The following is a 23,377-nucleotide window of genomic DNA, read 5'->3' on the forward strand; positions in this document are numbered from 1 at the left end:
ACTCCCGGGGCGGTGTCCAGATCGTGCCTAGACCCCCAGCACCTCGCGCAGCCGGTCCAGCCCCCAGTCCAGGTCCTCCCGGCTGATCATCAGCGGCGGCGCGATCCGGATCGTCGCCCCGTGGGTGTCCTTCACCAGCACGCCCCGCTCCAACAACCGCTCCGACACCTCCCGCCCCGACGCGACCCCCGGCGCGATGTCGACCCCGGCCCACAACCCCCGCCCACGCACCGCCGTCACCCGCCCCGTGCCGGTCAACTCCCGCAACTCCCCGTGCAGATGCTCCCCGAGCTCCGCCGCCCGCGCCTGATACTCACCCGACCGCAGCATCGCGATCACCTCCAGCCCCACCGCACACGCCAGCGGATTCCCGCCGAACGTCGACCCGTGCTCCCCGGGCCGGAACACACCCAGCACCTCCGCACTCGACACCACCGCGGACACCGGCACCACCCCGCCGCCCAGCGCCTTCCCCAGCACATACATGTCGGGCACCACCCCCTCGTGCTCGCACGCGAACGTCCGCCCCGTCCGCCCGAGCCCCGACTGGATCTCGTCGGCGACGAAGAGCACGTTCCGCTCCCGCGTCAACTCCCGTACCCCCGGCAGATATCCGGCCGGCGGCACCACCACCCCCGCCTCCCCCTGGATCGGCTCCAACAGCACGGCCACCGTGTTCTCGCTGACCGCCGACCGCATCGCGGTGAGATCCCCGTACGGCACGATCTCGAAGCCCGGCGTGTACGGCCCGAAGTCCGCGCGCGCCTCCGGGTCGGTCGAGAAGCCGACGATCGTCGTCGTACGGCCATGGAAGTTGTTGCCCGCCACCACGATCTTCGCCCTCCCGTCGGGCACCCCCTTGACCCGGTACCCCCACTTCCGGGCCGTCTTCAGCGCGGTCTCCACCGCCTCCGCGCCGGTGTTCATCGGCAGCACCAGCTCCATGCCGCACAGCTCCGCCAACTGCTCGCAGAACGCGCCGAACCGGTCGTGGTGGAACGCCCGCGACGTCAGCGTCACCCGGTCCAACTGCGCCTTCGCCGCCGCGATCAGCCGCGGGTTGCCGTGCCCGAAGTTCAGCGCCGAATACCCCGCCAGCAGATCGAGAAAGCGCCGCCCCTCCACGTCCGTCATCCACGCCCCGTCGGCGGTGGCGACGACCACCGGCAGCGGGTGGTAGTTGTTCGCGGTGTGCGCCTCGGCGGCGGCGACGAGGGCTTCCGTACTGGCTTCGTTACTGGCTTCCGTACTGGTCACGGCGTCTCCCGGGGGTGAGGGTGCCCCCTTCCTATCCTCGCCCGCATGGTGGACGCGGGAGCCGCACCGTCCGGCCCGACCGGTAGGCTGACCGGCGGGCCGTGACTGGCGCGCTGGGATGGGACCGACCATCGGGGAGCGGCCCGAGCTGCAATGTGTGCCGTGCGCCTGGGCCGAACCGAGAACGCCGAACGCCACGTCCGGAGGTCCCCATGCCCGACAATTCTGTGCCCCTCTCCCGCGAGTCCACCGCCTTCCGTGCCGCCCTCGATGTGATCCGTGCCGTCGAGCCGCGCGTCGCCGACGCCATCGGCCAGGAAGTCGCCGACCAGCGCGAGATGCTCAAGCTGATCGCCTCCGAGAACTACGCCTCCCCGGCCACCCTGCTGGCCATGGGCAACTGGTTCAGCGACAAGTACGCCGAGGGCACCATCGGCCGCCGCTTCTACGCCGGCTGTCGCAACGTCGACACCGTCGAGTCCCTCGCCGCCGAGCACGCGCGCGAACTCTTCGGCGCCCGCCACGCCTACGTCCAGCCGCACTCCGGCATCGACGCCAACCTCGTCGCCTTCTGGTCGATCCTCGCCGACCGCGTCGAGGTCCCGGCCCTCGCGAAGGCGGGCGTCCGCCAGGTCAACGACCTCTCCGACGCCGACTGGGCCGAACTCCGCCAGGCCTTCGGCAACCAGCGCATGCTCGGCATGTCCCTGGACGCAGGCGGCCACCTCACCCACGGCTTCCGCCCCAACATCTCCGGCAAGATGTTCGACCAGCGCTCCTACGGCACCGACCCCGTCACCGGCCTCATCGACTACGAGGCCCTGCGCGCCTCCGCTCGTGAGTTCAAGCCGCTGATCATCGTCGGCGGCTACTCCGCCTACCCCCGCCTGGTGAACTTCCGCATCATGCGCGAGATCGCGGACGAGGTCGGCGCGACCCTCATGGTCGACATGGCGCACTTCGCCGGCCTGGTCGCGGGCAAGGTGCTGACCGGTGACTTCGACCCGGTACCGCACGCCCAGATCGTCACCACCACCACCCACAAGTCGCTGCGCGGCCCGCGCGGCGGCATGGTCCTGTGCGACGACTCCCTCAAGGACCAGGTCGACCGCGGCTGCCCGATGGTCCTCGGCGGCCCGCTCCCGCACGTCATGGCCGCCAAGGCCGTCGCCCTCGCCGAGGCCAGGCAGCCCTCCTTCCAGGACTACGCCCAGCGCATCGTCGACAACTCCCGCGCGCTGGCGGACGGCCTGATGCGCCGGGGCGCCACCCTCGTCACCGGCGGCACCGACAACCACCTCAACCTGATCGACGTCGCCTCCTCCTACGGCCTCACCGGCCGCCAGGCCGAGGCCGCCCTCCTCGACTCGGGCATCGTCACCAACCGCAACGCCATCCCCGCCGACCCCAACGGCGCCTGGTACACCTCGGGCATCCGCATCGGCACGCCCGCCCTGACCACCCGCGGCCTGGGCACGGCGGAGATGGACGAGGTCGCGTCCCTGATCGACCGTGTCCTCACCTCCACGGAGCCGGGCACGACGAAGTCGGGAGCGCCGAGCAAGGCGAGCCACGTCCTGGACGAGAAGATCTCCGACGAGATCTCCCGCAGGGCGACGGACCTGGTGGCCGGCTTCTCGTTGTACCCGGAGATCGACCTCGGCTGACAGTTGGCCTACGCCCTCTGTTGAGTTGTCGAAGATCGGCGACTCTCACAGATCGATGAGTTCCTGTCGTGGTTCCTCGCGCGGCGGCCCGGCCTCACGCCGGTCCGCCGCGCGGCGTATCAGCAGCGTGCCGCCCACCCCGACAGCCACCCCCGCCGCCGCCCACCAGACAAGCCCGGCGGGCCCGGCCGATCCGGGGCCGCCCCCAACTGCCTTGCCGCCGGCACCAGTTCCGCCGAGCACCCCCGCCCGCTCCCACTGAGCGAAGACCGCGCGCGGCGCCCGATGCCAGCGGATGTCGTCGTCCGCCACCTCCGGAGCCGGATCCGTCCGCACCCACGGTGTGCCGTCCCCGGCCACGAACAACTGGTCCTCCCGCTCCACCGCCACATCACCACCCGGAGCCCGGCTCGTACGAGGCCAGCCCCCGACCCCGGTCAGCCCCCACACCACGGTGATCCGCACCGCCGGATACCGGCCCGCCTCCCACTCCGGTGACACCTGCTCCGTCCCCGCGTACGTGGGCTGCAGCAACGTCCACAGGCGTGCGAACGACGACTCCCCGGAGTGCCACGCCTCCGTCCGGCCCGTGTCACCCGCCACGACCAGCGCGAGATCCGGGATGTCCCGGCGCGGGGCCGGGTCCTGCGCCCAGGTCCGCGTCCGATCCACAGCCCGGGTCCACGCCTGATCCGTCCCGACGGCCCGATCCGTTCCGACAGCCTGGGCCTGAGCCGCCCCGGTCAGGGCCAGCAACACCGGCCCCGCCACGAGACACAGGCCGCGCAACCGCGCCCGTCCCCTCCCGTGTTCCATCCGTCCCCCTCTCCGTCTCCGGCGTGGTCACCGCCGGGTCCGCCGATTCCGGTATCCGTTGCTCGGCCTCCGCGAACGCCGCCTCCCGGCCGGCGAGCGTGCGCCGACGCGCCGCCGTACGCACTGTGTTCCTCGTCTCATCGGCGACGATCGACAGCGGCCACGGCTTGAACGGCCGCCCTGAGCGCGATGCCCGTGTGGGCCCGCACCAGCTCCGCGTACGCCTCCGGCTCTCCCGCTCTCCGGCGCGTACATGTGCGATCACCGCGGCCTCATCGACGATGCGGCCCCCCTCCCGCGTCTTCACACAAGTGGTACACCGCCCGACGCGGATCGGTTCCCACCCGTGGCGCATCTCTTGCGAGCCGGTTCCCGGCCCGTTCCGGACCGCCCCCCAGGACCTGAGAGAATGGTGAACATGGCCTCTGACCGCCCACCCGTCGCCCACCACCGCCCTCAAACGGGGCGCTCCGCGCCGCTGCCCACATTCCGAGTGCTCTCCGGAATCCAGCCCACCGCAGGCTCGTTCCACCTCGGTAACTACCTCGGCGCCGTCCGCCAGTGGGTGGCCCTGCAGGAGTCCCACGACGCGTTCTACATGGTCGTCGACCTGCACGCGATCACGGTCCCGCAGGACCCGGCGGACCTGCGCGCCAACACCCGGCTCGCCACCGCGCAGTTGCTGGCCGCCGGTCTCGAGCCGGACCGCTGCACGCTCTTCGTCCAGAGCCATGTCCCCGAGCACGCCCAGCTCGCCTGGGTCATGAACTGCCTGACCGGCTTCGGCGAGGCCGCCCGTATGACCCAGTTCAAGGACAAGTCCGCCAAGCAGGGCTCGGACCGCGCGTCCGTCGGCCTGTTCACGTACCCGATCCTCCAGGTCGCCGACATCCTGCTCTACCAGGCGAACGAGGTGCCGGTCGGCGAGGACCAGCGCCAGCACGTCGAGCTGACCCGCGACCTCGCCGAGCGCTTCAACGGCCGCTTCGGCGAGACCTTCACGATCCCGAAGCCGTACATCCTCAAGGAGACGGCGAAGATCTACGACCTTCAGGACCCGTCGATCAAGATGAGCAAGTCGGCGTCCACCCCGAAGGGCCTGATCAACCTCCTCGACGACCCGAAGGCGACCGCCAAGAAGGTCAAGAGCGCGGTCACCGACACCGACACCGTGATCCGCTTCGACCCGGAGCACAAGCCGGGCGTCAGCAACCTGCTCACCATCCACTCGACCCTCACCGGCAGGTCGGTCGCCGAGCTGGAGCAGGACTACGAGGGCAAGATGTACGGCGCCCTCAAGACGGACCTCGCCGAGATCATGGTCGAGTTCGTGACGCCGTTCCGGGAGCGCACCCAGCAGTATCTGGACGACCCGGAGACGCTCGACTCGATCCTGGCCAAGGGCGCGGAGAAGGCGCGAGCCGTCGCGGCCGAGACCCTCGCCCAGGCGTACGACCGGGTCGGCTTCCTGCCCGCCAAGCACTGAGGCGTACGACCGCGCCCGAGTGCCGACCGCGTACCACTGGACAGAGCGCTGCACATCACTATGGTTGCGCCTGCCCACAACTCAGGTGTGGCCGTACAGTCGATAGCCGGGTGGCCGCACGTGTGGCCGCCCCGCTCACCATCAGGACCACCGACAACAGCACCAACACCACCACCGACAGGACGACAGGAGACGACGTGGGGACCGTAACGATCGGCGTGTCGATCGCGGTCCCGGAGCCTCACGGCAGCCTGCTCCAGGAGCGGCGCGCGGGCTTCGGCGACGCCGCGGCCCACGGCATCCCCACGCATGTCACGCTGTTGCCGCCGACCGAGGTGGACGCCGCCCAACTGCCCGCGATCGAGGCCCACTTGGTCGACGCCGCCGGCGCCGGGCGCCCCTTCCCGATGCGGCTGTCCGGCACCGGGACCTTCCGGCCGCTGTCCCCGGTCGTCTACGTCCAGGTGGTCGAGGGCGGTGCCGCCTGCACCTGGCTGCAGAAGCAGATCCGTGCCGCCTCCGGGCCGCTGGCACGCGAGCTGCACTTCCCGTACCACCCGCACGTCACCGTGGCGCACGGCATCGACGACGCGTCGATGGACCGCGCCTTCGAAGCGCTCGCCGACTACTGCGCCCAGTGGTCGTGCACCGGCTTCGCGCTCTACGAACAGGGCCCCGACGGCGTCTGGCGCCAACTGCGCGAGTTCACCTTCGGCGGAGCCGTCGTACCGCCCCAGGCGGCCCACACCGAGCGCGGCACGATCCCCAGCCACTAGACCCACTGGACACGGTCAGACCGCCAGCCGTCGGAACAGCTCCCGTGGCAGGTGCCGCAGCGCCGACGTCAGCACGCGCAGCGCCCCCGGCACCCACACCGTCTCCGAGCCCCGGCGCAGGCCCAGTTCGACGGCCGTGGCGACGGCTTCGGGAGTGGTCGTGAGGGAGGCCGCCCTCGGGTCGGCCATGGTCCTCGACCGTACGAGCCCCGGGCGTACGACCATCACGTGCACGCCCGTGCCGTACAGCGCGTCGCCCAGCCCCTGCGCGAAGGTGTCGAGGCCGGCCTTGCTGGAGCCGTAGATGAAGTTCGAGCGGCGGGCCCGCTCGCCGGCGACCGAGGAGAGCACCACCAGGGAGCCGTGGCCCTGGCTCTGCAGGGCCCGGGCGCTGATCAGGCCGGACGAGACGGCGCCGACGTAGTTGGTCCGCGCGACGCGCACCGCGGCGGCCGGGTCGCGTTCGTCCCGGGCCTGGTCGCCGAGGACGCCGAAGGCGAGCAGCACCATGTCGATGTCGCCCTCGGCGAAGACCTTGCCGAGCACGGTCTCGTGGGAGTCGGGGTCGAGCGCGTCGAAGGCGACCGTGTGGACCTCGGCCCCCAGGGCACGCAGTTGGGAAGCGGCACTCTCCAGGGCGGGCGACGGGCGGCCCGCCAGCCATACCGTGCGGGTGCGGCGGGCGATCAGCCGGCGGGCGGTGGCCAGCGCGATCCGGGACGTACCGCCGAGGACGAGCAGGGACTGTGGAGGACGCATGCCCGTGACCGTATCGCCCGCCTATGGGTGGTTGGTCGTACGGCGTCGGCGCCCTCCCTGAAATGGGCGATTAATCGGATGCCGCACCATCCGCCGCCACGCGCGCGTGTTTGCGGGGTACTCGTACATCGGTCCCCCCGGACGAGGGCAGAATCGGATCATGGACTGGCTGAAAAAGCTCCCCTTCGTCGGGCCGCTGGTGGCGCGTCTGATGCGCACGCACGCGTGGCGGTCGTACGAGCGGCTGGACCGCGTGAAGTGGTCGCAGCTCGCCGCCGCCATGACGTTCATCAGCTTCATCGCGCTGTTCCCGCTGCTGACCGTGGCCGCCGCGATCGCCGCCGCCACCCTGAGCGCCGATCAACAGCACGAACTCCAGGACAAGATCGCCGAGCAGGTGCCGGGCATCTCCGACCAGCTCAACATCGGTTCCCTGGTCGACAACGCGGGCACCGTGGGGCTCATCGCCGGTGCCGTCCTGCTGTTCACCGGCATCGGCTGGGTCGGCTCGATGCGGGAGTGTCTGCGCGCGGTGTGGGAGCTGCCCGACCGCGACGAGAACCCCCTCCTGCGCAAGCTCATCGACACCGGGGTGCTGATCGGCCTGGGCGGCGCCGTCCTCGCGACGATCGCCGTCTCCACCGTCGCCTCCGCACTGGTCGACTGGATCAACGGCGAACTGGGCATCGCCCAGGGCGGCTGGGGCGGCATCCTGCTGCGCATCGCGGCGTTCGCCGTCGCCGTACTCGCCGACTTCCTGCTCCTGCTGTACGTCCTGACCCTGCTGCCCGGCGTCGAGCCCCCGCGCCGCCGGCTCTTCGTGGCCGCGCTGATCGGCGCGGTCGGCTTCGAACTGCTGAAGCTGCTGCTCAGCGGCTACATCCAGGGCGTGGCCGCGAAGAGCATGTACGGCGCGTTCGGCGTCCCCGTGGCGCTGCTGCTGTGGATGAACTTCACCTCGAAGCTGGTCCTGTTCTGTGCCGCCTGGACGGCGACGCCGAGCAAGGACGACCCCGATGACGACGACGATGACGACTACGACCCGGCCGACGAGACCGAGAACCCGAAGGTCAGGGACGAGGGCGACGACGGACCAGCTCCGGCAGCGGCCAGCGCCGGTTGACCAGGAAGACACCACCGGCCAGCAGCACCAGCAGCCCGCCGACGACCGCGAGCGCGATCCCGACCCCGCTCGAACCGTCCTCCTCGGCGGCCGAGGCCGCGGAACTCGCGGACGGCTTCGCGGCCGTGTCGCCGCCCGCCTCCCCGGAGGCCGTGGCACCCGGCTGCGCGCTCGTCTGCGGCACGTTCTTCGGCGCGACCAGCTCACCCACCGGCTGCACCTTCCCGTCCGCCTGGAAGCCCCAGTCGAGGATCTTGGCGGCCTCCTTGTAGACCTCGTTGTGCTCGTCCTTCTCCGGGTTCATGACGGTGACCAGGAGCACCTTGCCGTTGCGCTCGGCGACGCCGGTGAAGGTGGCGCCCGCGTTGGTGGTGTTGCCGTTCTTGACGCCCGCGATGCCCGGGTACACCGACACGTCCGAGTCACCGCTCAGCAGCCGGTTGGTGTTGCGGATGTCGAAGGTCCCGCGGACCGACTTGCCCTTCACCTTCGTGGTCTCGCCCGGGAACTTCACGCTCACCGTCGAGCAGTACTCCCGGAAGTCCTTCTTCTGCAGCCCGGAGCGCGCGAACAGCGTCAGGTCGTACGCCGACGAGACCTGCCCCGGCTCGTCGTAGCCGTCCGGTGTCACCACGCGCGTGTCCAGCGCCTGGAGGTCCTGGGCGTGCGTGTTCATGTCGGCGACGGTCTTGTCGACGCCGCCGTTCATGTGCGCCAGGACGTGCACCGCGTCGTTGCCGGAGCGCAGGAAGACACCGAGCCACAGGTCGCGGACCGTGTAGCTCTCGCCCTCCTTTATCGGCACCACGCTGGAACCGGCGCCCATGCCGGCCAGGTCGGACGCGACGACCTTGTGCTCGGTCGTCCTCGGGAACTTCGGCAGCACGGTGTCCGCGAACAGCATCTTCAGGGTGCTCGCCGGAGGCAGCCGCCAGTGCGCGTTGTGCGAGGCGAGCACCGCGCCCGACTCGGCGTCGCTCACGATCCACGACCGCGCGGTCACGTCCTGCGGCAGCACCGGGACGCCCGCCGCCAGATTGACCTGCGTCCCCGCCATGCCGAGACGGCTGCCGCCCACCGACGACATGTTCGCCGGGGGAGTGGCCGTAGGAGTCGCCGACGAACCCGGCGTCGCGGTCGAACCCGGACTCGCGGTCGCGGTCGGCGTCGCGGTCGGAGTCGCACTCGGGGTGGGAGTCGGACTCGGCGCCGCGAGGGCGACGGGCGCGGTCAGCGCGAGGGACGACAGGGCGGCGGAAAGCACCAGCAGGGATCGCCTGATGGTCTGCAGTGGAGCGGGCACGCACGTGAACGTACATGCCCAGGGACCCGAAGTCCCGTCAGCGGCCCCACCCCGGACACGGGCCCCCGGGGACGACGGCGATACTGGACTCATGAAGCTCAGCCGCCCCGTCTCCTGGTTCCTGCTCGCCTTCGGGGTGTGGAGCTGGATCATCTGGGTCACTTTCGTCAAGAATCTCGTCGCGGACGGCAGCGGCCTGGCCTTCGACGACGGCCGCCCGACGGCCTACTTCTGGGTGCATCTGACCCTGGCCGTCGTGTCCTTCGTATTGGGGACGGTCATCGGGGGCCTCGGGTTGCGTGGACTGCGCGCACTGCGCGAGACGTCATAGAGAAGTGGCCATCGTCGTCATCGCTTTCGTCGCCCTGGTCGCCCTCGCCGTCCTCGGCGGGGCGCACTGGTACGTCTGGCGCCGCCTCGTCCGCGACACCACGCGCGCGTGGGGCCCGGCCCGCGTCACCGGCACGGTCGTGCTCGCGGCCGCTCCGCTGCTGATGGTCGCGGCCCTGGCCACCGAGCGCGGCGGCGCGCCCTTCTGGCTCCAGCGCGTCCTGGGCTGGCCGGGCTTCCTGTGGATGGCCCTGCTGATCTACCTGCTGCTGGCCGTCCTCGCGGGTGAGGTCCTACGGCCGCTGCTGCGCCGGTTCCTGGAACGGCGCGGGCAGGCCGGGACGGTCGTAGAAGAGACGCCGTCCCGGGCTTCGGAAGAACCGCAGACCCTCGCCCCCTCCCGTCGGCTCTTCGTCTCCAAGGTCGTCGGGGGCGCGGCTGCCGCTGCCGCCGTGGGGACCGTCGGATACGGCACCTACGGCGTGCTGCGCGGGCCGAGCGTCAAGCGGGTCACCGTGCCGTTGGCCAAGCTGCCGCGGTCCGCGCACGGGTTCAGGATCGCGGTCGTCAGTGACATCCACCTGGGGCCCGTCCTGGGGCGGGGATTCGCGCAGAAGGTCGTCGACACGATCAACTCGACGCAGCCCGACCTCATCGCGGTCGTGGGCGACCTGGTGGACGGGAGCGTCAAGAATCTGGGGCCCGCAGCGGCTCCCTTGGCCCAACTGCGGGCGCGGCACGGGTCGTTCTTCGTCACCGGGAACCACGAGTACTTCTCCGGCGCCGAACAGTGGCTGGAAGAGGTCCGCAGGCTCGGGATCCACCCCCTGGAGAACGCCCGTACCGAACTCCCCGGGTTCGACCTCGCCGGGGTCAACGACCTCCAGGGCGAGAGCGAGGGACAGGGGCCCGACTTCGGGAAGGCGCTCGGCGATCGTGACACCACGCGCGCGTGCGTGCTTCTCGCGCATCAGCCCGTGCAGATCCACGAGGCCGTGCAGCACGCCGTCGACCTCCAGCTCTCCGGCCACACCCACGGCGGCCAGTTGTGGCCCGGCAACTTCATCGCGGCGGCGGCCAATCCGACGGTCGCCGGCCTGGAGCGCTACGGCGACACCGAGCTGTACGTCAGCAGGGGCGCGGGCGCGTGGGGACCGCCGACGCGGGTGGGGGCGCCGTCGGACATCACGGTCGTCGAACTCGCCTCGAAACAGGCCTAGTTGCCGGTGTCGGGCAAGCCTGCGCATTGGCTGAGAGTCGCCTGTGAAACCGGCGATTAACACCCGCCGGTAAGTTCTTTCTCATCTCGGCAGAATCCTCTTCCCCCGCATGAAACTCCTGTGGTTAGGTGATCCGCGCCACTAGGGGAGTGGCATATGCGAGGGACCCGGGAGGGTCCTTGGGAGGGCACACCGATGCGGTCGGTTCGCATACGGATTCTCGCGACGCTGCTGGTTCTGGCGGCCGTGGGAGTCGGGGGCTGGCAGTTGCTGCCCTCGGACGGGAGCAAGAACAAGACGATCACGGTCGGGACGACGGACGCTGTCACGTCCCTCGACCCGGCAGCCGCCTACGACGCCGGTTCCTGGGCGTTGTACAGCAACGTCTTCCAGTCACTGATGACCTTCGACTCGGGCGGTACGACACCCGTGCCGGACGCGGCCAAGAGCTGCGCGTTCGTGGGCGGCGGGCTGCGGACGTACCGCTGTGTGGTGCGCGAGGGGCTCACCTTCCCGAGCGGGCGCTCGATGACCGCCGAGGACGTCAAGTACTCCTTCGACCGGGTCAAGAAGATCAACTCCGATGTGGGTCCGGTGGCGCTGCTCTCCACGCTCGGCTCGGTCGACGCCTCCGGGATGACCGTCACCTTCCATCTGTCGTCGCCGGACGCCACGTTCCCGTTCAAGGTGGCCACCGGCGCCGGTGCGATCGTCGACAGCACCAAGTACCCGAAGGACGCCCCGCGCAACGGCTTCCGGGTCGACGGCACCGGGCCGTACAACCTGTCGACGTATACGAAGGACAAGAAGGCGGTCCTTTCGCCGAACGGCCACTACAAGGGTGCGGTCAAGAACACCGGGAGCCCGATCGAGCTGCGCTACTACGCCGACTCGGACGCGCTCCAGAAGGCGTACCAGGCGAAGCAGGTCGAGGTCGCCACCCGCCAGTTGCCGCCGAAGATGCTCTCCGGGCTCTCGGCGAGCGACCCGGACCAGCGGGTGTCGGAGGCGGACAGCTCCGAGACCCGCAACCTGTACCTCAACACCCGTAAGGGCATGCCCCTGCACGACGTCCTGGTGCGGCGGGCGATGGCCTGGCTGATCAACCGCGAACAACTGGCCGCCACGGTGTACGACGACACGGTCGACCCGCTGTACTCGCTGATCCCCGCCGGTCTCGTCGGCCACACGACGTCCTTCTTCGACGACTACCCCTCGCAGAGCACCAAGAAGGCGAAGGCCCTCCTCGAAGAGGCCGGTGTCTCCCTCCCGGTCACCTTCACCTACGGCTACGGCATCGGGCACGGTGCCGGCGCCGAGGAGGCCGCCGAGCTGAAGAAGCAGTTGGAGGCGGGCGGGCTCTTCAAGGTGAACGTCAAGGGCTTCGAGTGGACCGACTTCCAGAAGCGCTGGGCGACCGGCAAGCTGGACGCGTACGCCGTCGGCTGGGTCGCCGACTACCCCGACCCGGACACCTTCGGCTCCCCGCTCGTCGGCACCGGCTCCACCATGAACACCGGCTACAGCAACAAGCTCGTGGACCAACTGATCCTCAGCAGCCAGCAGTACGCCGACCGCAGCCGCGTCGACGGCGACTTCCGCGACCTCCAGTCGGACGTGGCCGCGGACGTACCGCTGATCCCGCTGTGGCAGCGCAAGGAGTACGTCGTGAGCAGCGAGGACGTCGGCGGTATCTCCTACCTCACGGACGGCACCGGCGTGTTCCGGCTGTGGGCGCTGGACTGGATCTGACTCCTCCGGGCGTTGACCTTTGTTCGATCTTTTGTCCGAGTGATGCCGGGTGGCCGTCGCACACAGCACCATGTGACGCAGGTGTGTGTGGGGTGAGGAGCCGACGTGGTCAGACGCAACTCGTTCCGGCTGCCCCGGCACCCGGCTTCGGTGGGTCTAGCCCGGCGCCGGGTCCGGGACCATCTGGCCGACTGGGGGCACCGGAGCGACGATCCGGCGCTCCAGGACGCGGTGCTGCTCGTGTCCGAGCTGGCGACCAACGTCGTACGCCACGGGCCGCTCCTGGAGCGGGAGTTCGAGGTGGCGGTGACGGCCCTCGCGGACGGCTCCTGCCTCATAGAGGTGTCGGACGAGGGCCGGGCCGAGCCCCGGCTGCGGGTCGTGCGGGACCTGGAGGAGGCCGGCCGCGGACTCCACCTCGTGGAGGGCATCGCGGCCGCCTGGGGCGTCTGGAGCCGCGGCCCGCACGGCAAGACGGTGTGGGCCCTCGTCCAGGCCGACACCGACTGACACCCCGTGAAACCCCGGGTGCCCTACGACGGCACGGGCGTCCGCGTCGGCAGGGTCACCGTCACCGCGAGCCCCTCGCCCGGCGCCGTCCGCACGGCCACCTCGCCGCCGTGCGCCTGGACGACGCCCTGCACGATCGCCAGCCCCAGACCGCTGCCCGCGCCGCCGCCCGCCCGGAAGAAGCGGTCGAAGATACGCGCCGCGTCGTCCTCGCCGAGCCCCGGGCCCTGGTCCGCGACACACAGCCGTACGACCCCGTCCTCGCGCTCCACGCCGAGCCGTACGGGCACGTCGGCGGGGGTGTGCGTGCGGACGTTGGTCACCAGGTTGCCGACTATCTGGCGCAGCCCCGACTCGTCGGCGCGCACCAGGAGGGAGCCGTCGGCGCCGACCGTGACGGGCCGCTCCGGCTGCTGCACCCGCAGGTCCTCGGCCGCGTCCCGCACCAGGCGGCTCAGATCGACGTTGCGGAAGCGCAGCTCGGGCCGCTGGTCCAGGCGGGCCAGCATGAGGAGTTCGTCGACGAGGTGGCCCATACGGTCCGCCTCCGCGTTCATCCGGTCCCAGGCCCGCTTGCGCTCGCCGGGCTCGGTCAGCATGCCCTTGTCGTACAACTGGAGGTAGCCGCGTATCGCCGACAGCGGGGTGCGCAGCTCGTGCGAGGCGTCGGCCACGAAGCGGCGCAGTTGGGCCGCCGTACGCTCGCGCGTGCGGTACGCCGACTCCACCTGGTGGAGCATGGAGTTGAGGGCGAGGCGCAGTTGCTCGACCTCCTGCGTCGGGTGGTGGCTGGAGGGCACGCGCCGGGTCAGATCGCCCTCGGCGATCGCCGTCGAGGTCTCGACCATGTCCTCCAGGGGCCGCAGTCGGCGCCGCACGCTGACCATGGTGAGCGTGGCGAGCAGCACGAGCAGCAGGCTGCCGAAGGCGAGGTCCAGCTTGAGGGCCTTGGCCATGCCGTGGTGCAGGCCGCCGGTGGAGGCGGCGATCAGGATGTACGTGCCGTCGGCGAGCCGGGTCCCGGTGGCGCGGTAGGAGTCGCCGAGCAGTGTGATGTCGCGCGGTGTGCTGTCCGCGGCCAGGGTGGCCGGGTCCTGGAAGGCGGCGGCGAGCGCCCGCTGGGTGGCGGTCGGCTCGAAGCCGGCGACGGTGAGCACCCGGCCCTGGGTGCTGACCGCCGCGAACACGGTGTCCGGATTCGGCGAGTCGCCCATCTGCTTCGGGATCAGGTGGTCGCCGATGCCGGCCAGCGTGCTCAGCGTGTTGAGCTGCTCCATGGTGAGCTGGGAACCGCCCAGTGAGTCACGGGACTTGGTCAGCTCGGTGTCGACCTGGGCGAGCAGATAGTGCCGCATGCCCATCAGGCTGACGGCGGTGGCCATGACGATGCCGAGGGCCAGCAGCGCGAGGTTCGCCAGGGTCAGCTTGGCGCGCAGGGAGTGGGCGCCGCGCTCGCAGTTCGGCAGGCGGAACTTCCTCATGCGAGCCCGTATCCGACGCCCCGCCGGGTGGTGATCACCGGCGGTCCCAGGGTCTCCAGCTTGCGCCGCAGATAGCTGATGTAGGTCTCGACGACGGTCGACTCCTGCGGGGTGTGCTCGTACTGCCAGACATGGCGCAGCAGTTGCTCCTTGGGCACGACCCGGCCGCCGTTGCGCACCAGGAAGCGCAGCAGGGCGTACTCGGTGGGGGTCAGCTCGACCGAGCGGCCCGCGCGGTGCACCGAGTACGTCGTCTCGTCCAGCTCCAGGTCGCCGTAGCGCAGGGGCGGGCGCTGCGGGAGGACGTCGGCGGGACGGGTGCGGCGCAGGACGGCGGTGATGCGGGCGACGACCACGTCGATGTCGAACGGCTTGGTGATGTAGTCGTCGCCGAAGCCGAGGGCGCCGACGATCTCGGCCGGCGCGTCCCGCGCGGTGAGGAAGACGATCGCCAGCTCGGGCCTGCGGGCGCGCAGTTCGTGCCCGAGCGCGCGGCCGTCGCCGTCCGGGAGCATCACGTCGAGCAGCGCGCAGTCGGGACGCGTGCGCTCGGCCAGCGCGAGCGCCTCGCGCACGGTGCCCGCGGTCATCACCTCGAAGCGGTGGTAGCGCAGCGCGATGGCGAGGACGTCGGCGATGCTCGGTTCGTCCTCGACCACCAGCACGGTTCCTGGAGCCGTCATGCCCCCAGTATCGGCGTCCGCACTGACATCGGGGCCGTCCGGTCTTTGGAGTTCCTTGAGAGTCATGGCCAGGACGTGTCCACGCGTGCGTGCCGCCGCCAATTCTGTAGCCCAGGACCTGGGGGACCAGCCGACCGACAGACCGAGTCAACTCGGTTTCGAATAAGGAGCGTTGAAGCGTGGCGGCATTGGCACGGTGGTGCTATCGGCACCGGTTGGTGGTCCTGTTGCTGTGGGTGGGGGCACTGTTCGGCCTGGGCTTCTCGGCGACGACGGCGGGCACGGACTACGCGAACGTCTTCTCCCTCCCGGACACGGACTCCAAGAGCGCGTACGACCTGATGCAGAAGGCCTTCCCGAACAGCTCGGGGGACACCGACACGGTGGTGTGGAAGGTCGACTCGGGCTCGGTGAAGGACCCGTCCGTCCAGTCCCGGATCCAGCCCGCGCTGGACAGGATCGCGGACATGAAGGGCGTCGGCGGAGTCACCGGCCCCTACTCGGGCGCCCGGGGCGCCGCCCAGATCAGCTCCGACGGGACGATCGCGTACGCGCAGGTCACCTTCGCCGAGCAGGCGAACGCCGTCCCCAAGGAGCTCGTCCAGAAGGTCGTCGACACCGCGCAGGACGCCAAGCGTGACGGCCTCCACGTCGAGTTGGGCGGCCAGGCCGTCCAGCGGGTCGAGGAACCGCCGGGCGGCATAGCCGAGGGCGTCGGCATCCTCGCGGCGGCGATCGTCCTCTTCCTGGCCTTCGGCTCGTTCTACGCCGCCCTGCTCCCGATCGGCATCGCGGTCTTCGGCGTCGGCACGGGCCTGTTCTCCACCCAGCTCCTCAGCCACACCACCGACATCCCCGACCTGGCGCCCCTGCTGGCCACCCTGATCGGCCTCGGCGTCGGCATCGACTACGCCCTGTTCATCGTCACCCGGCACCGACGCGGCCTCCAACGCGGCCTCGATCCCGAGGAGTCGGCAGTCATCGCCCTCAACACCTCGGGCCGGGCCGTGCTGTTCGCGGGCGGCACGGTGTGCATCGCGCTCGCCGGCATGCTGGTGACGAACCTGCGCTTCCTGGACGGCGTGGTCGTCGGCACCTCGCTCACGGTCGTCCTGAGCGTCCTGGCGGCCACGACCCTGCTGCCGGCCCTGCTCGGCTTCCTGGGCCCGCGTGTGCTCAGCCGCAAGCAGCGCCGCAAGCTCGCCGCGACCGGACCCGAGCCGGAGCGCACCGACAACCTCGCGGTCCGCTGGTCGGCCGCCGTGCAGAAGCGGCCGCGCCGGATCGCCGCCTTCGCCCTCGTCGTCATGGCCGTCCTCGCCTTCCCCGTGCTGTCGCTGCGCCTCGGCGCCACCGACCAGGGCAACGACAACACCTCGACGACCACCAGGCAGGCGTACGACCTCCTTGCCGACGGTTTCGGCCCCGGCTTCAACGGCCCCCTCCAGGTGGTCACTTCGAGCGGTGACACGGCCACCCTGGTCGAGGACATCCGGGCGACCAAGGACGTGGCCCGGGTCGCCGCGCTGCCGCCCACGGACGGTGTGACGGTGATCCAGGTCGTCCCGAAGACCTCACCGCAGTCCGTGGAGACCGACGACCTGATCGACACCCTGCGGGACAAGGTGATCCCCGGGGCCGGCGCGACCGGTCACGTCGGCGGGGTGACGGCGATCTCGAAGGACTTCGCGTCGGTGACGGGCGACCGTCTCCCGCTCTTCGTCGCGACGATCATCGGCCTGAGCTTCCTGCTGCTCCTGCTCGCGTTCCGTTCCCTGGTGGTGCCGTTGACGGCCGCCCTGATGAACCTCATCGCGGCGGCGGCCTCCTTCGGTGTCCTGGTGGCGATCTTCCAGTGGGGCTGGGGCCTGGACATGCTGGGCCTCGGCAAGGAGGGCCCGATCAACGCCTTCCTGCCGGTCATCATGCTGTCCCTGCTGTTCGGCCTCTCCATGGACTACCAGGTGTTCCTGGTGAGCCGTATGCACGAGGAGTGGGTCCACACCAAGGACAACGCCCGCGCGGTCCGCGTCGGCCTCGCGGAGACCAGCCGTGTCATCAACTCCGCCGCCCTGATCATGGTCTGCGTCTTCCTGGCCTTCGTCCTGAGCGGCAACACGGGCGCGGCGACGGCGGGCGTCGGCCTGGCCGCCGCGGTCGCCCTGGACGCCTTCATCCTGCGTACGGCCCTGGTGCCGGCCGCGATGCACCTCCTGGGCAACTCCAACTGGTGGCTGCCGGCCTGGCTCGACAAGAGCCTGCCGCACCTCGCCGTGGAACCCGCCGAGGAGTCCGTACAGGCCGCCGTGGAGGGCCCGGCGTCGGCCGTCCACGGTTTCGTCCGCACGGCCGAGGGCGAGCCCGTGGAGGGCGCGTCCGTCACGCTGCGGACGACCGGCGGACGCGAACTGGACCGCGTCGAGTCCCTGGCGGACGGCTCGTACATCGTCTCGGTGCCGGGCCCGGGGACCTACCTCCTGGCGACGACGGCGACGTCGTACGGCTCCACCGCCCGGCAGGTGAGTGTGACGGACGGCCCGCTGATCTACGACGTCGAGCTCGTGGAGGGCGAGGTGGACGCCGTCAACTGACCGGATCGCTCAGGGGCGTTCGTCGTCGGCGGGTCCGGCGGCGGGCGCCCCGCGCTTCTTCTTCGCCGGGTCGGGCAGCGCGTGCGTCATGCCCGGCAGGAAGTCCGTGAACAGCTCGTGCACCTCCAGGACGAGCGGCCGCAGCACCCGGAAGCGCGCGAGGGACACACCGCGCGCGGTGAGGCGGGCACCGCGCTCCGCGAGCCGGTAGCTCCGTTCGCGCCCCTCGGTCCGGTCGAACACCCAGTACAGGACGAGCCCCATCTGGGAGAGCCACATCAGCTCGGGCAGCACGTCCCGCAGTTCGGGCGCCACCTTGGTCTTCGCCCCCGAAAGCACTTCCCTGTGGACGTTGATGGCCTGCACGCGTGCGTGCTCGCTCTCCGCGGAGAACGGGCTGAGCGGGCTGTCCGGGTCGGCGGCGTTCTTGAAGAACTGCACCGCGAACTCGTGGTACGGCTTCGCGATGTCCAGCCACACCCGCAGCACGCCCGCGAGCCGCGCCTCCAGATCGGTCTCCCGGTCCAGCACCTCGCGGACCGCGAGCCGGTGCTCCTCGGCGATCCGGTCGTAGAAGCCCTGGATCAGGTGCTCCTTGCCGGCGAAGTAGTAGTACGCGTTGCCGACCGAGACGCCCGCCTCCTTGGCGATCGCCCGCATCGTCGTCTTGTCGTAGCCGTGCTCCTGGAACAGCCGCATGGCCGTCTCCAGGATCAGCGCGCGGGTCTGCTCGGACTTCGCGGACTTGGCGGGCGTACCGCCGTCCTCTTCGGGGCTGTCGTTCTTCGCGGGCACGGAAACAGAGCCTATCCAGTGGCGCAGGAGCCGCCGGCGCAGCCCGGCCCGGTGTACGACCACCCACTGCTCGGGTCGTACGTCCACCCGTCCGTCTGCCGGTAGACACCGCCACCCCACCGCCCGGGGCCCCACTGCGCCCCGCGCCACTTCGCGGCGGCGAGCACGGCGCCCTTGGCGATCCTGGCCCCGGCCGGGGTGCTCAACCGGTGCGCCAGCGGCCGGTGTTCGCGCAGGGCCCACAGGGTGACGATCCAGGCGGCGGCGCCCTGGTAGACCTGTCCGGAGTCGCCGACGACGGTGATCTCGTCGAGGGTCGCGCGGTGGTCGAGCCCGGGAAAGCGCTGCCGGGCCTCTTCGGAGGAGGCCGGTACCAGCTCCAGGGGCACCAACTGTGACTGCCGTACGAGCCAGTCGCGCAGGAAGGTGCACAGGGCGCAGTCGGCGTCGTAGAGGACGGTGAGCCCGCGGACCGGGACGCGCGGGGCGTCCCGGTCCTGGGGTGCCGTGGCCGGGGCCACCCCCGTCACGCCCCGGCCGTCGGAGGGACCCAGCCCTGCGGTCCGACCGGCGGCACCTGCTCGTGCTCCAGGACTCCGCGCCTGCGGATCTTGTTGAGCACGAACACGTTCCCCAGGTGCATCACCCCGAGCACCAGCAGCACCACGCCCACCTTCTTCGACAGGGCCTCGAAGATGCCCCGGGTGTCGTCGATGGTGCCGTCGCCGCTGAGGTAGAGGGCGACGAACCCGAGGTTGACCAGGTAGAAACCGACCACCAGGAGGTGGTTCACGGCCTCCGCGAGTTTTTCGTTCCCCCGTAGGACGTCGGCCAGGAAGATCCGCCCGTTGCGGCTGAGCGTGCGGGCCACCCAGACGGTGAGTCCGATGCTGACGATCAGATAGATGACGTAGGCGATGACCGTGCGGTCCATGCGCCTCCCCCTTCTTGAACACGTTCAAAAACGCTGACAGGAAGAACTGTAGGAGCATTTTTGAACGTGTTCAACTTGCTTGCGCTGGGACCTGCGTCACACCCGTCGCGCCAGCTCCGGCCGCTTCGAGTAGTCCGTGAACCCGAGGATGTTGCCCCAGGGGTCGGCGATCTCGACGGTCCACCCGGTGGCCACGGAGGAGGGTGCGTCGAGCAGCGCGATGCCGGCCGCCCCGAGGCGCTGCGCGGCCTTCCGCGCGTCCGGCACCTCCAGCCACACGCGGGGCGAGGGCCAGGCCGGCGGCCGGTGCCCGAGCCCCTCCTCCTGCCGCAGCAGCACCCCGGGCGTCTCGCCGCCGACCTTCAGGATCGCGATCCCGGCCTCGTCGAGCCGGAACCCGACGGTGAACCCGGCACGTTCGTAGAAGGGGACGGCCTCGGCGAGGTCTCCGACGGGGAGGAGGACGTTGTCGAAGCCGAGCAGTTCGTACGACTCTTCATCTGACATGCCGTCAGGTTAGAGCGATGATCGGCGCAGGCCCGGGATTGGCGAGGGCGCGGGATTGTCAGTCGTTCTGGGGCTGTCCGGCCTTGAGGATCTCCGCGACGTCGAGGGTGACCTTCGCGCCGAGGGTGTCGGGGAGGGTGACGAGTTCGCCGGGGGCGTGGACGCGGTGGTTGGTGTACTCGCCTGTGGCCGGGTCCGTCAGGACGTGGAGGCGCTGGTGCTTGCGGTCGACGATGACGTAGACCGGGATCTTGGCCTGGGCGTAGGCGGTGACCTTGGTGCGGAGGTCGGCCTTCCAGTTGCTGGAGGTGACCTCCAGGACGAGTCGGAAGACCACGGGGTCGTAGCAGTTGTTCTCGACGAGGTGGTCTTCGATGTCGGCTTCGACGATGCAGAGATCGGGAATCGCGTAGTCCTCGGGGCCGTCCGGCAGCCAGACGCCGATGGCCTGGTGCACCTCGGTCTCGTTCTCATCGAGGCCGGCGGCCTCGAAAGGGCGAGTCACCTTCTTCAACGCCCTCGAATGAGCGACGTCGGGAGATGGCGTCACGAGGATCTGGCCTCCGATGATCTCGACGCGGCGGCCCGGAAGGCGATCCATGATCCGGTTCGCCTCCGCGATCAGCGGACGGTCGCCGTGCGGCTGCTCGACGGGTGCTGCGGACATCACGTGCCTCCCGTGGGCTGTTGTCGAGAGCATCATCGTAGGCCGGGCAGACCTCGGGAGTCCTGAGCGAGGCGCTTCACCCGATCGTGGTCCCGTACGCCCGAGGGCCCCGTTCCAGCACAGGAACGGGGCCCTCGGGGACGTACGGGAAAGAACCTCAGAAGCGCCGCGTGATCAGCGCCCGCTTCACTTCCTGGATAGCCTTCGTGACCTCGATGCCGCGCGGGCACGCGTCCGTGCAGTTGAAGGTCGTGCGGCAACGCCACACGCCGTCACGGTCGTTGAGGATCTCCAGGCGCTGCTCGCCCGCCTCGTCACGCGAGTCGAAGATGAAGCGGTGCGCGTTGACGATGGCCGCCGGGCCGAAGTACTGGCCGTCGTTCCAGAAGACCGGGCACGAGGACGTGCACGCCGCGCAGAGGATGCACTTCGTGGTGTCGTCGAAGCGCTCGCGGTCCTCGGCCGTCTGGAGACGCTCGCGCGTGGGCTCGTTCGTGTCCTTCGTGATCAGGAACGGCATCACGTCGCGGTACGCCTGGAAGAACGGGTCCATGTCGACGACCAGGTCCTTCAGGACCGTCAGACCCTTGATCGGCTCGACCGTGATCGGCTTCTCGGGGTTGAGGTCCTTGATCAGGGTCTTGCAGGCGAGACGGTTCTTGCCGTTGATCCGCATCGCGTCCGAACCGCAGATGCCGTGGGCGCAAGAGCGGCGGAAGGTCAGCGTGCCGTCGATGTCCCACTTGATCTTGTGGAGACCGTCGAGGACGCGCTCCTTGGGGTCGATCTCCATCTGGAAGTCTTCCCAGACCGCTTCCGCCGAGACCTCGGAGTTGAAGCGGCGGACCCGGAAGGTGACCGTGATGTAGGGGGAGTCGGCGAAGCCGGGCTCGGGCTGGCCGGCCGCTTCCGCCTTGTCCAGAACAGGGGTAGCCATCAGTACTTACGCTCCATCGGCTGGTAGCGGGTCTGGACGACCGGCTTGTAGTCGAGACGGATGGACTCGGTGCCGTCGTCGCCGACCTCGCGGTACGCCATGGTGTGGCGCATGAAGTTGACGTCGTCGCGGTTGGGGTAGTCCTCGCGGTAGTGACCGCCGCGGGACTCCTTGCGGGCGAGCGCCGAGACCGCCATGACCTCGGCGAGGTCGAGCAGGTTGCCCAGCTCGATGGCCTCCAGGAGGTCCGTGTTGAACCGGCGGCCCTTGTCCTGGATCGAGACGTTGCGGTAGCGCTCGCGCAGCTCCGCGATCTTCTCGACCGCCGTCTTGATCGTCTGCTCGGTGCGGAACACCATGACGTTCGCGTCCATGCACTCCTGCAGCTCGCGGCGGATGACCGCCACGCGCTCGGTGCCCGTGGAGTTGCGCAGGTGCTCGACCTGGTCGATGACCTGCTGCGCCGGGTCCTCGGGCAGCTCGACGTAGGACGCCTTCTGCGAGTACTCCGCCGCCGCGATGCCCGCCCGGCGCCCGAACACGTTGATGTCCAGGAGGGAGTTGGTGCCCAGGCGGTTGGCGCCGTGCACCGACACGCACGCGACCTCGCCGGCCGCGTACAGGCCCGGGACGACCGTGGTGTTGTCGGTGAGGACCTCACCCTGGACGTTGGTCGGGATGCCGCCCATCGCGTAGTGCGCGGTGGGCTGGATCGGGATCGGGTCCGTGTACGGCTCGATACCGAGGTAGGTGCGCGCGAACTCCGTGATGTCCGGGAGCTTCGCGTCGAGCTGCTCCGGCGGGAGGTGGGTGAGGTCGAGGTAGACGTGGTCGCCCTCGGGACCGCAGCCGCGCCCCTCACGGATCTCGGTGTAGATCGACCGCGACACGACGTCACGGGACGCGAGGTCCTTCATGACCGGCGCGTACTTCTCCATGAAGCGCTCGCCGTCCTTGTTGCGGAGGATGCCGCCCTCACCGCGGGCGCCCTCCGTCAGCAGGATGCCCATGCGCCAGATGCCGGTCGGGTGGAACTGGAAGAACTCCATGTCCTCCAGCGGCAGTCCGCGCCGGTACACGGCCGCCTGGCCGTCACCGGTCAGGGTGTGCGCGTTCGACGTCACCTTGAAGAACTTGCCGCAGCCGCCGGACGCGTAGATCACGGCCTTCGCCTGGAAGACGTGGATCTCGCCGGTCGCCAGCTCGTACGCGACCACGCCCACGGACGTCTTCACGCCGTCGACGTCGGCGATCAGTTGGTCGAGGACGTAGAACTCGTTGAAGAACTCCACGCCCTCCTTCACGCAGTTTTGATACAGCGTCTGGAGGATCATGTGGCCGGTGCGGTCGGCCGCGTAGCAGGAGCGGCGGACCGGGGCCTCGCCGTGGTTGCGGCTGTGACCGCCGAAGCGGCGCTGGTCGATCGTGCCGTTCGGCGTGCGGTTGAACGGCAGGCCCATCTTCTCCAGGTCGAGGACCGAGTCGATGGCCTCCTTCGCCAGGATCTCGGCGGCGTCCTGGTCGACCAGGTAGTCGCCGCCCTTGATCGTGTCGAAGGTGTGCCACTCCCAGTTGTCCTCCTCCACGTTGGCGAGCGCGGCGGCCATACCGCCCTGCGCGGCGCCCGTGTGGGAGCGGGTGGGGTAGAGCTTCGTCAGGACCGCGGTGCGGCTGCGCTTCGTCGACTCGATCGCGGCGCGCATTCCGGCGCCGCCGGCGCCGACGATGACGGTGTCGTATTTGTGGATCTTCATCAGAATTCCTCAGTCCCTCAGCCCGATGG

General features: G+C 70.1%; 22 protein-coding genes, 1 pseudogene and 1 riboswitch. Of the genes and pseudogenes, 9 read left to right on the top strand and 14 right to left on the bottom strand.

The window, feature by feature from the left end:
• Positions 1-27 precede the first annotated feature (27 nt).
• Entirely contained in the window at positions 28-1,257 is a 1,230-nt protein-coding gene (gene rocD / locus OG223_RS32430; protein ID WP_329256175.1) for an ornithine--oxo-acid transaminase, read from the bottom strand.
• A 91-nt stretch (positions 1,258-1,348) separates the two neighbouring features.
• Positions 1,349-1,438: riboswitch (ZMP/ZTP riboswitch) on the top strand.
• A 31-nt stretch (positions 1,439-1,469) separates the two neighbouring features.
• Here rocD and OG223_RS32435 point away from each other — a divergent pair.
• Positions 1,470-2,924 carry a glycine hydroxymethyltransferase gene (locus OG223_RS32435; RefSeq protein ID WP_329256177.1) on the top strand — a complete coding sequence of 485 codons (1,455 nt, stop codon included), beginning with the start codon at positions 1,470-1,472 and terminating at the stop codon, positions 2,922-2,924.
• Between the two features lie 45 nt (positions 2,925-2,969).
• Here the strand turns inward: OG223_RS32435 and OG223_RS32440 are convergent, their stop codons facing one another.
• The gene (locus tag OG223_RS32440; protein WP_329256179.1) at positions 2,970-3,740 is read right to left on the bottom strand and encodes a hypothetical protein; all 771 of its coding nucleotides are present in this window, start codon (positions 3,738-3,740) and stop codon (positions 2,970-2,972) included.
• A 7-nt stretch (positions 3,741-3,747) separates the two neighbouring features.
• Positions 3,748-4,047: pseudogene (locus tag OG223_RS32445) on the bottom strand (siderophore-interacting protein); the annotation flags it as partial.
• A gap of 186 nt (positions 4,048-4,233) precedes the next feature.
• Between OG223_RS32445 and trpS the strand changes: the two are divergent.
• Positions 4,234-5,226, top strand: coding sequence for a tryptophan--tRNA ligase (gene trpS, locus OG223_RS32450; RefSeq protein ID WP_443073855.1), 993 nt, complete (start codon positions 4,234-4,236; stop codon positions 5,224-5,226).
• Positions 5,227-5,423: 197 nt separating this feature from the next.
• Positions 5,424-6,002 (top strand): 2'-5' RNA ligase family protein, encoded by a 579-nt coding sequence (locus tag OG223_RS32455; RefSeq protein WP_329265589.1) that lies wholly within the window; start codon positions 5,424-5,426, stop codon positions 6,000-6,002.
• Between the two features lie 15 nt (positions 6,003-6,017).
• Here the strand turns inward: OG223_RS32455 and OG223_RS32460 are convergent, their stop codons facing one another.
• The gene (locus OG223_RS32460; protein WP_329256182.1) at positions 6,018-6,761 is read right to left on the bottom strand and encodes a decaprenylphospho-beta-D-erythro-pentofuranosid-2-ulose 2-reductase; all 744 of its coding nucleotides are present in this window, start codon (positions 6,759-6,761) and stop codon (positions 6,018-6,020) included.
• Between the two features lie 160 nt (positions 6,762-6,921).
• Between OG223_RS32460 and OG223_RS32465 the strand changes: the two genes are divergently transcribed.
• Positions 6,922-7,884: a YihY/virulence factor BrkB family protein gene (locus OG223_RS32465; protein ID WP_329256184.1), complete on the top strand. Its 963-nt coding sequence runs from the start codon at positions 6,922-6,924 to the stop codon at positions 7,882-7,884.
• On the opposite strand, the gene OG223_RS32470 is transcribed toward OG223_RS32465, so the two are convergent.
• Positions 7,832-9,187, bottom strand: coding sequence for a D-alanyl-D-alanine carboxypeptidase family protein (locus OG223_RS32470; protein ID WP_329256186.1), 1,356 nt, complete (start codon positions 9,185-9,187; stop codon positions 7,832-7,834). The genes OG223_RS32465 and OG223_RS32470 overlap by 53 nt on opposite strands.
• Before the next feature lie 91 nt (positions 9,188-9,278).
• Between OG223_RS32470 and OG223_RS32475 the strand changes: the two genes are divergently transcribed.
• From OG223_RS32475 to OG223_RS32490, 4 genes are all read left to right on the top strand, one after another.
• Positions 9,279-9,518 carry an SCO4848 family membrane protein gene (locus tag OG223_RS32475; RefSeq protein ID WP_200678791.1) on the top strand — a complete coding sequence of 80 codons (240 nt, stop codon included), beginning with the start codon at positions 9,279-9,281 and terminating at the stop codon, positions 9,516-9,518.
• A gap of 4 nt (positions 9,519-9,522) precedes the next feature.
• The gene (locus OG223_RS32480; RefSeq protein WP_329256189.1) at positions 9,523-10,737 is read left to right on the top strand and encodes a metallophosphoesterase; all 1,215 of its coding nucleotides are present in this window, start codon (positions 9,523-9,525) and stop codon (positions 10,735-10,737) included.
• A 195-nt stretch (positions 10,738-10,932) separates the two neighbouring features.
• The gene (locus OG223_RS32485; RefSeq protein ID WP_329256190.1) at positions 10,933-12,489 is read left to right on the top strand and encodes an ABC transporter substrate-binding protein; all 1,557 of its coding nucleotides are present in this window, start codon (positions 10,933-10,935) and stop codon (positions 12,487-12,489) included.
• A gap of 105 nt (positions 12,490-12,594) precedes the next feature.
• Positions 12,595-12,999, top strand: coding sequence for an ATP-binding protein (locus tag OG223_RS32490; protein ID WP_329256193.1), 405 nt, complete (start codon positions 12,595-12,597; stop codon positions 12,997-12,999).
• Positions 13,000-13,022: 23 nt separating this feature from the next.
• On the opposite strand, the gene OG223_RS32495 is transcribed toward OG223_RS32490, so the two are convergent.
• Both OG223_RS32495 and OG223_RS32500 read right to left on the bottom strand, forming a co-directional pair.
• Positions 13,023-14,480: a sensor histidine kinase gene (locus tag OG223_RS32495; RefSeq protein WP_329256195.1), complete on the bottom strand. Its 1,458-nt coding sequence runs from the start codon at positions 14,478-14,480 to the stop codon at positions 13,023-13,025.
• Positions 14,477-15,163, bottom strand: coding sequence for a response regulator transcription factor (locus OG223_RS32500; protein WP_200678786.1), 687 nt, complete (start codon positions 15,161-15,163; stop codon positions 14,477-14,479). Before OG223_RS32500 ends, OG223_RS32495 begins: the two co-directional genes overlap by 4 nt.
• A 188-nt stretch (positions 15,164-15,351) precedes the next feature.
• Between OG223_RS32500 and OG223_RS32505 the strand changes: the two genes are divergently transcribed.
• Positions 15,352-17,754, top strand: a complete 2,403-nt coding sequence (locus OG223_RS32505; RefSeq protein WP_329265591.1) for an MMPL family transporter — start codon at positions 15,352-15,354, stop codon at positions 17,752-17,754.
• A gap of 9 nt (positions 17,755-17,763) precedes the next feature.
• Here OG223_RS32505 and OG223_RS32510 read toward each other — a convergent pair whose 3' ends face one another.
• The 7 genes from OG223_RS32510 to sdhA form a co-directional block, all read right to left on the bottom strand.
• Positions 17,764-18,549 carry a TetR/AcrR family transcriptional regulator gene (locus tag OG223_RS32510; RefSeq protein WP_329256198.1) on the bottom strand — a complete coding sequence of 262 codons (786 nt, stop codon included), beginning with the start codon at positions 18,547-18,549 and terminating at the stop codon, positions 17,764-17,766.
• 11 nt (positions 18,550-18,560) lie between these two features.
• On the bottom strand, positions 18,561-19,079 hold the full coding sequence (locus OG223_RS32515) for a thiol-disulfide oxidoreductase DCC family protein (RefSeq protein ID WP_329256200.1): 519 nt from the start codon (positions 19,077-19,079) through the stop codon (positions 18,561-18,563).
• Complete coding sequence (locus tag OG223_RS32520; RefSeq protein WP_329256202.1) at positions 19,076-19,483, bottom strand: hypothetical protein; 408 nt, start codon at positions 19,481-19,483, stop codon at positions 19,076-19,078. The genes OG223_RS32515 and OG223_RS32520 overlap by 4 nt, the downstream gene beginning before the upstream one ends.
• 96 nt (positions 19,484-19,579) lie before the next feature.
• Complete coding sequence (locus tag OG223_RS32525) at positions 19,580-19,990, bottom strand: VOC family protein (RefSeq protein WP_329256204.1); 411 nt, start codon at positions 19,988-19,990, stop codon at positions 19,580-19,582.
• Between the two features lie 58 nt (positions 19,991-20,048).
• A complete protein-coding gene (locus tag OG223_RS32530) occupies positions 20,049-20,657 on the bottom strand; it encodes a Uma2 family endonuclease (RefSeq protein WP_329256206.1) in 609 nt (202 codons plus the stop codon).
• 157 nt (positions 20,658-20,814) lie between these two features.
• Complete coding sequence (locus tag OG223_RS32535) at positions 20,815-21,594, bottom strand: succinate dehydrogenase iron-sulfur subunit (protein WP_329256208.1); 780 nt, start codon at positions 21,592-21,594, stop codon at positions 20,815-20,817.
• Positions 21,594-23,348: a succinate dehydrogenase flavoprotein subunit gene (gene sdhA, locus OG223_RS32540; protein ID WP_019055697.1), complete on the bottom strand. Its 1,755-nt coding sequence runs from the start codon at positions 23,346-23,348 to the stop codon at positions 21,594-21,596. Before sdhA ends, OG223_RS32535 begins: the two co-directional genes overlap by 1 nt.
• Positions 23,349-23,377: the final 29 nt, after the last annotated feature.

Origin of the sequence: Streptomyces sp. NBC_01478 (assembly GCF_036227225.1) — a bacterium.
GTDB lineage: Bacteria > Actinomycetota > Actinomycetes > Streptomycetales > Streptomycetaceae > Streptomyces.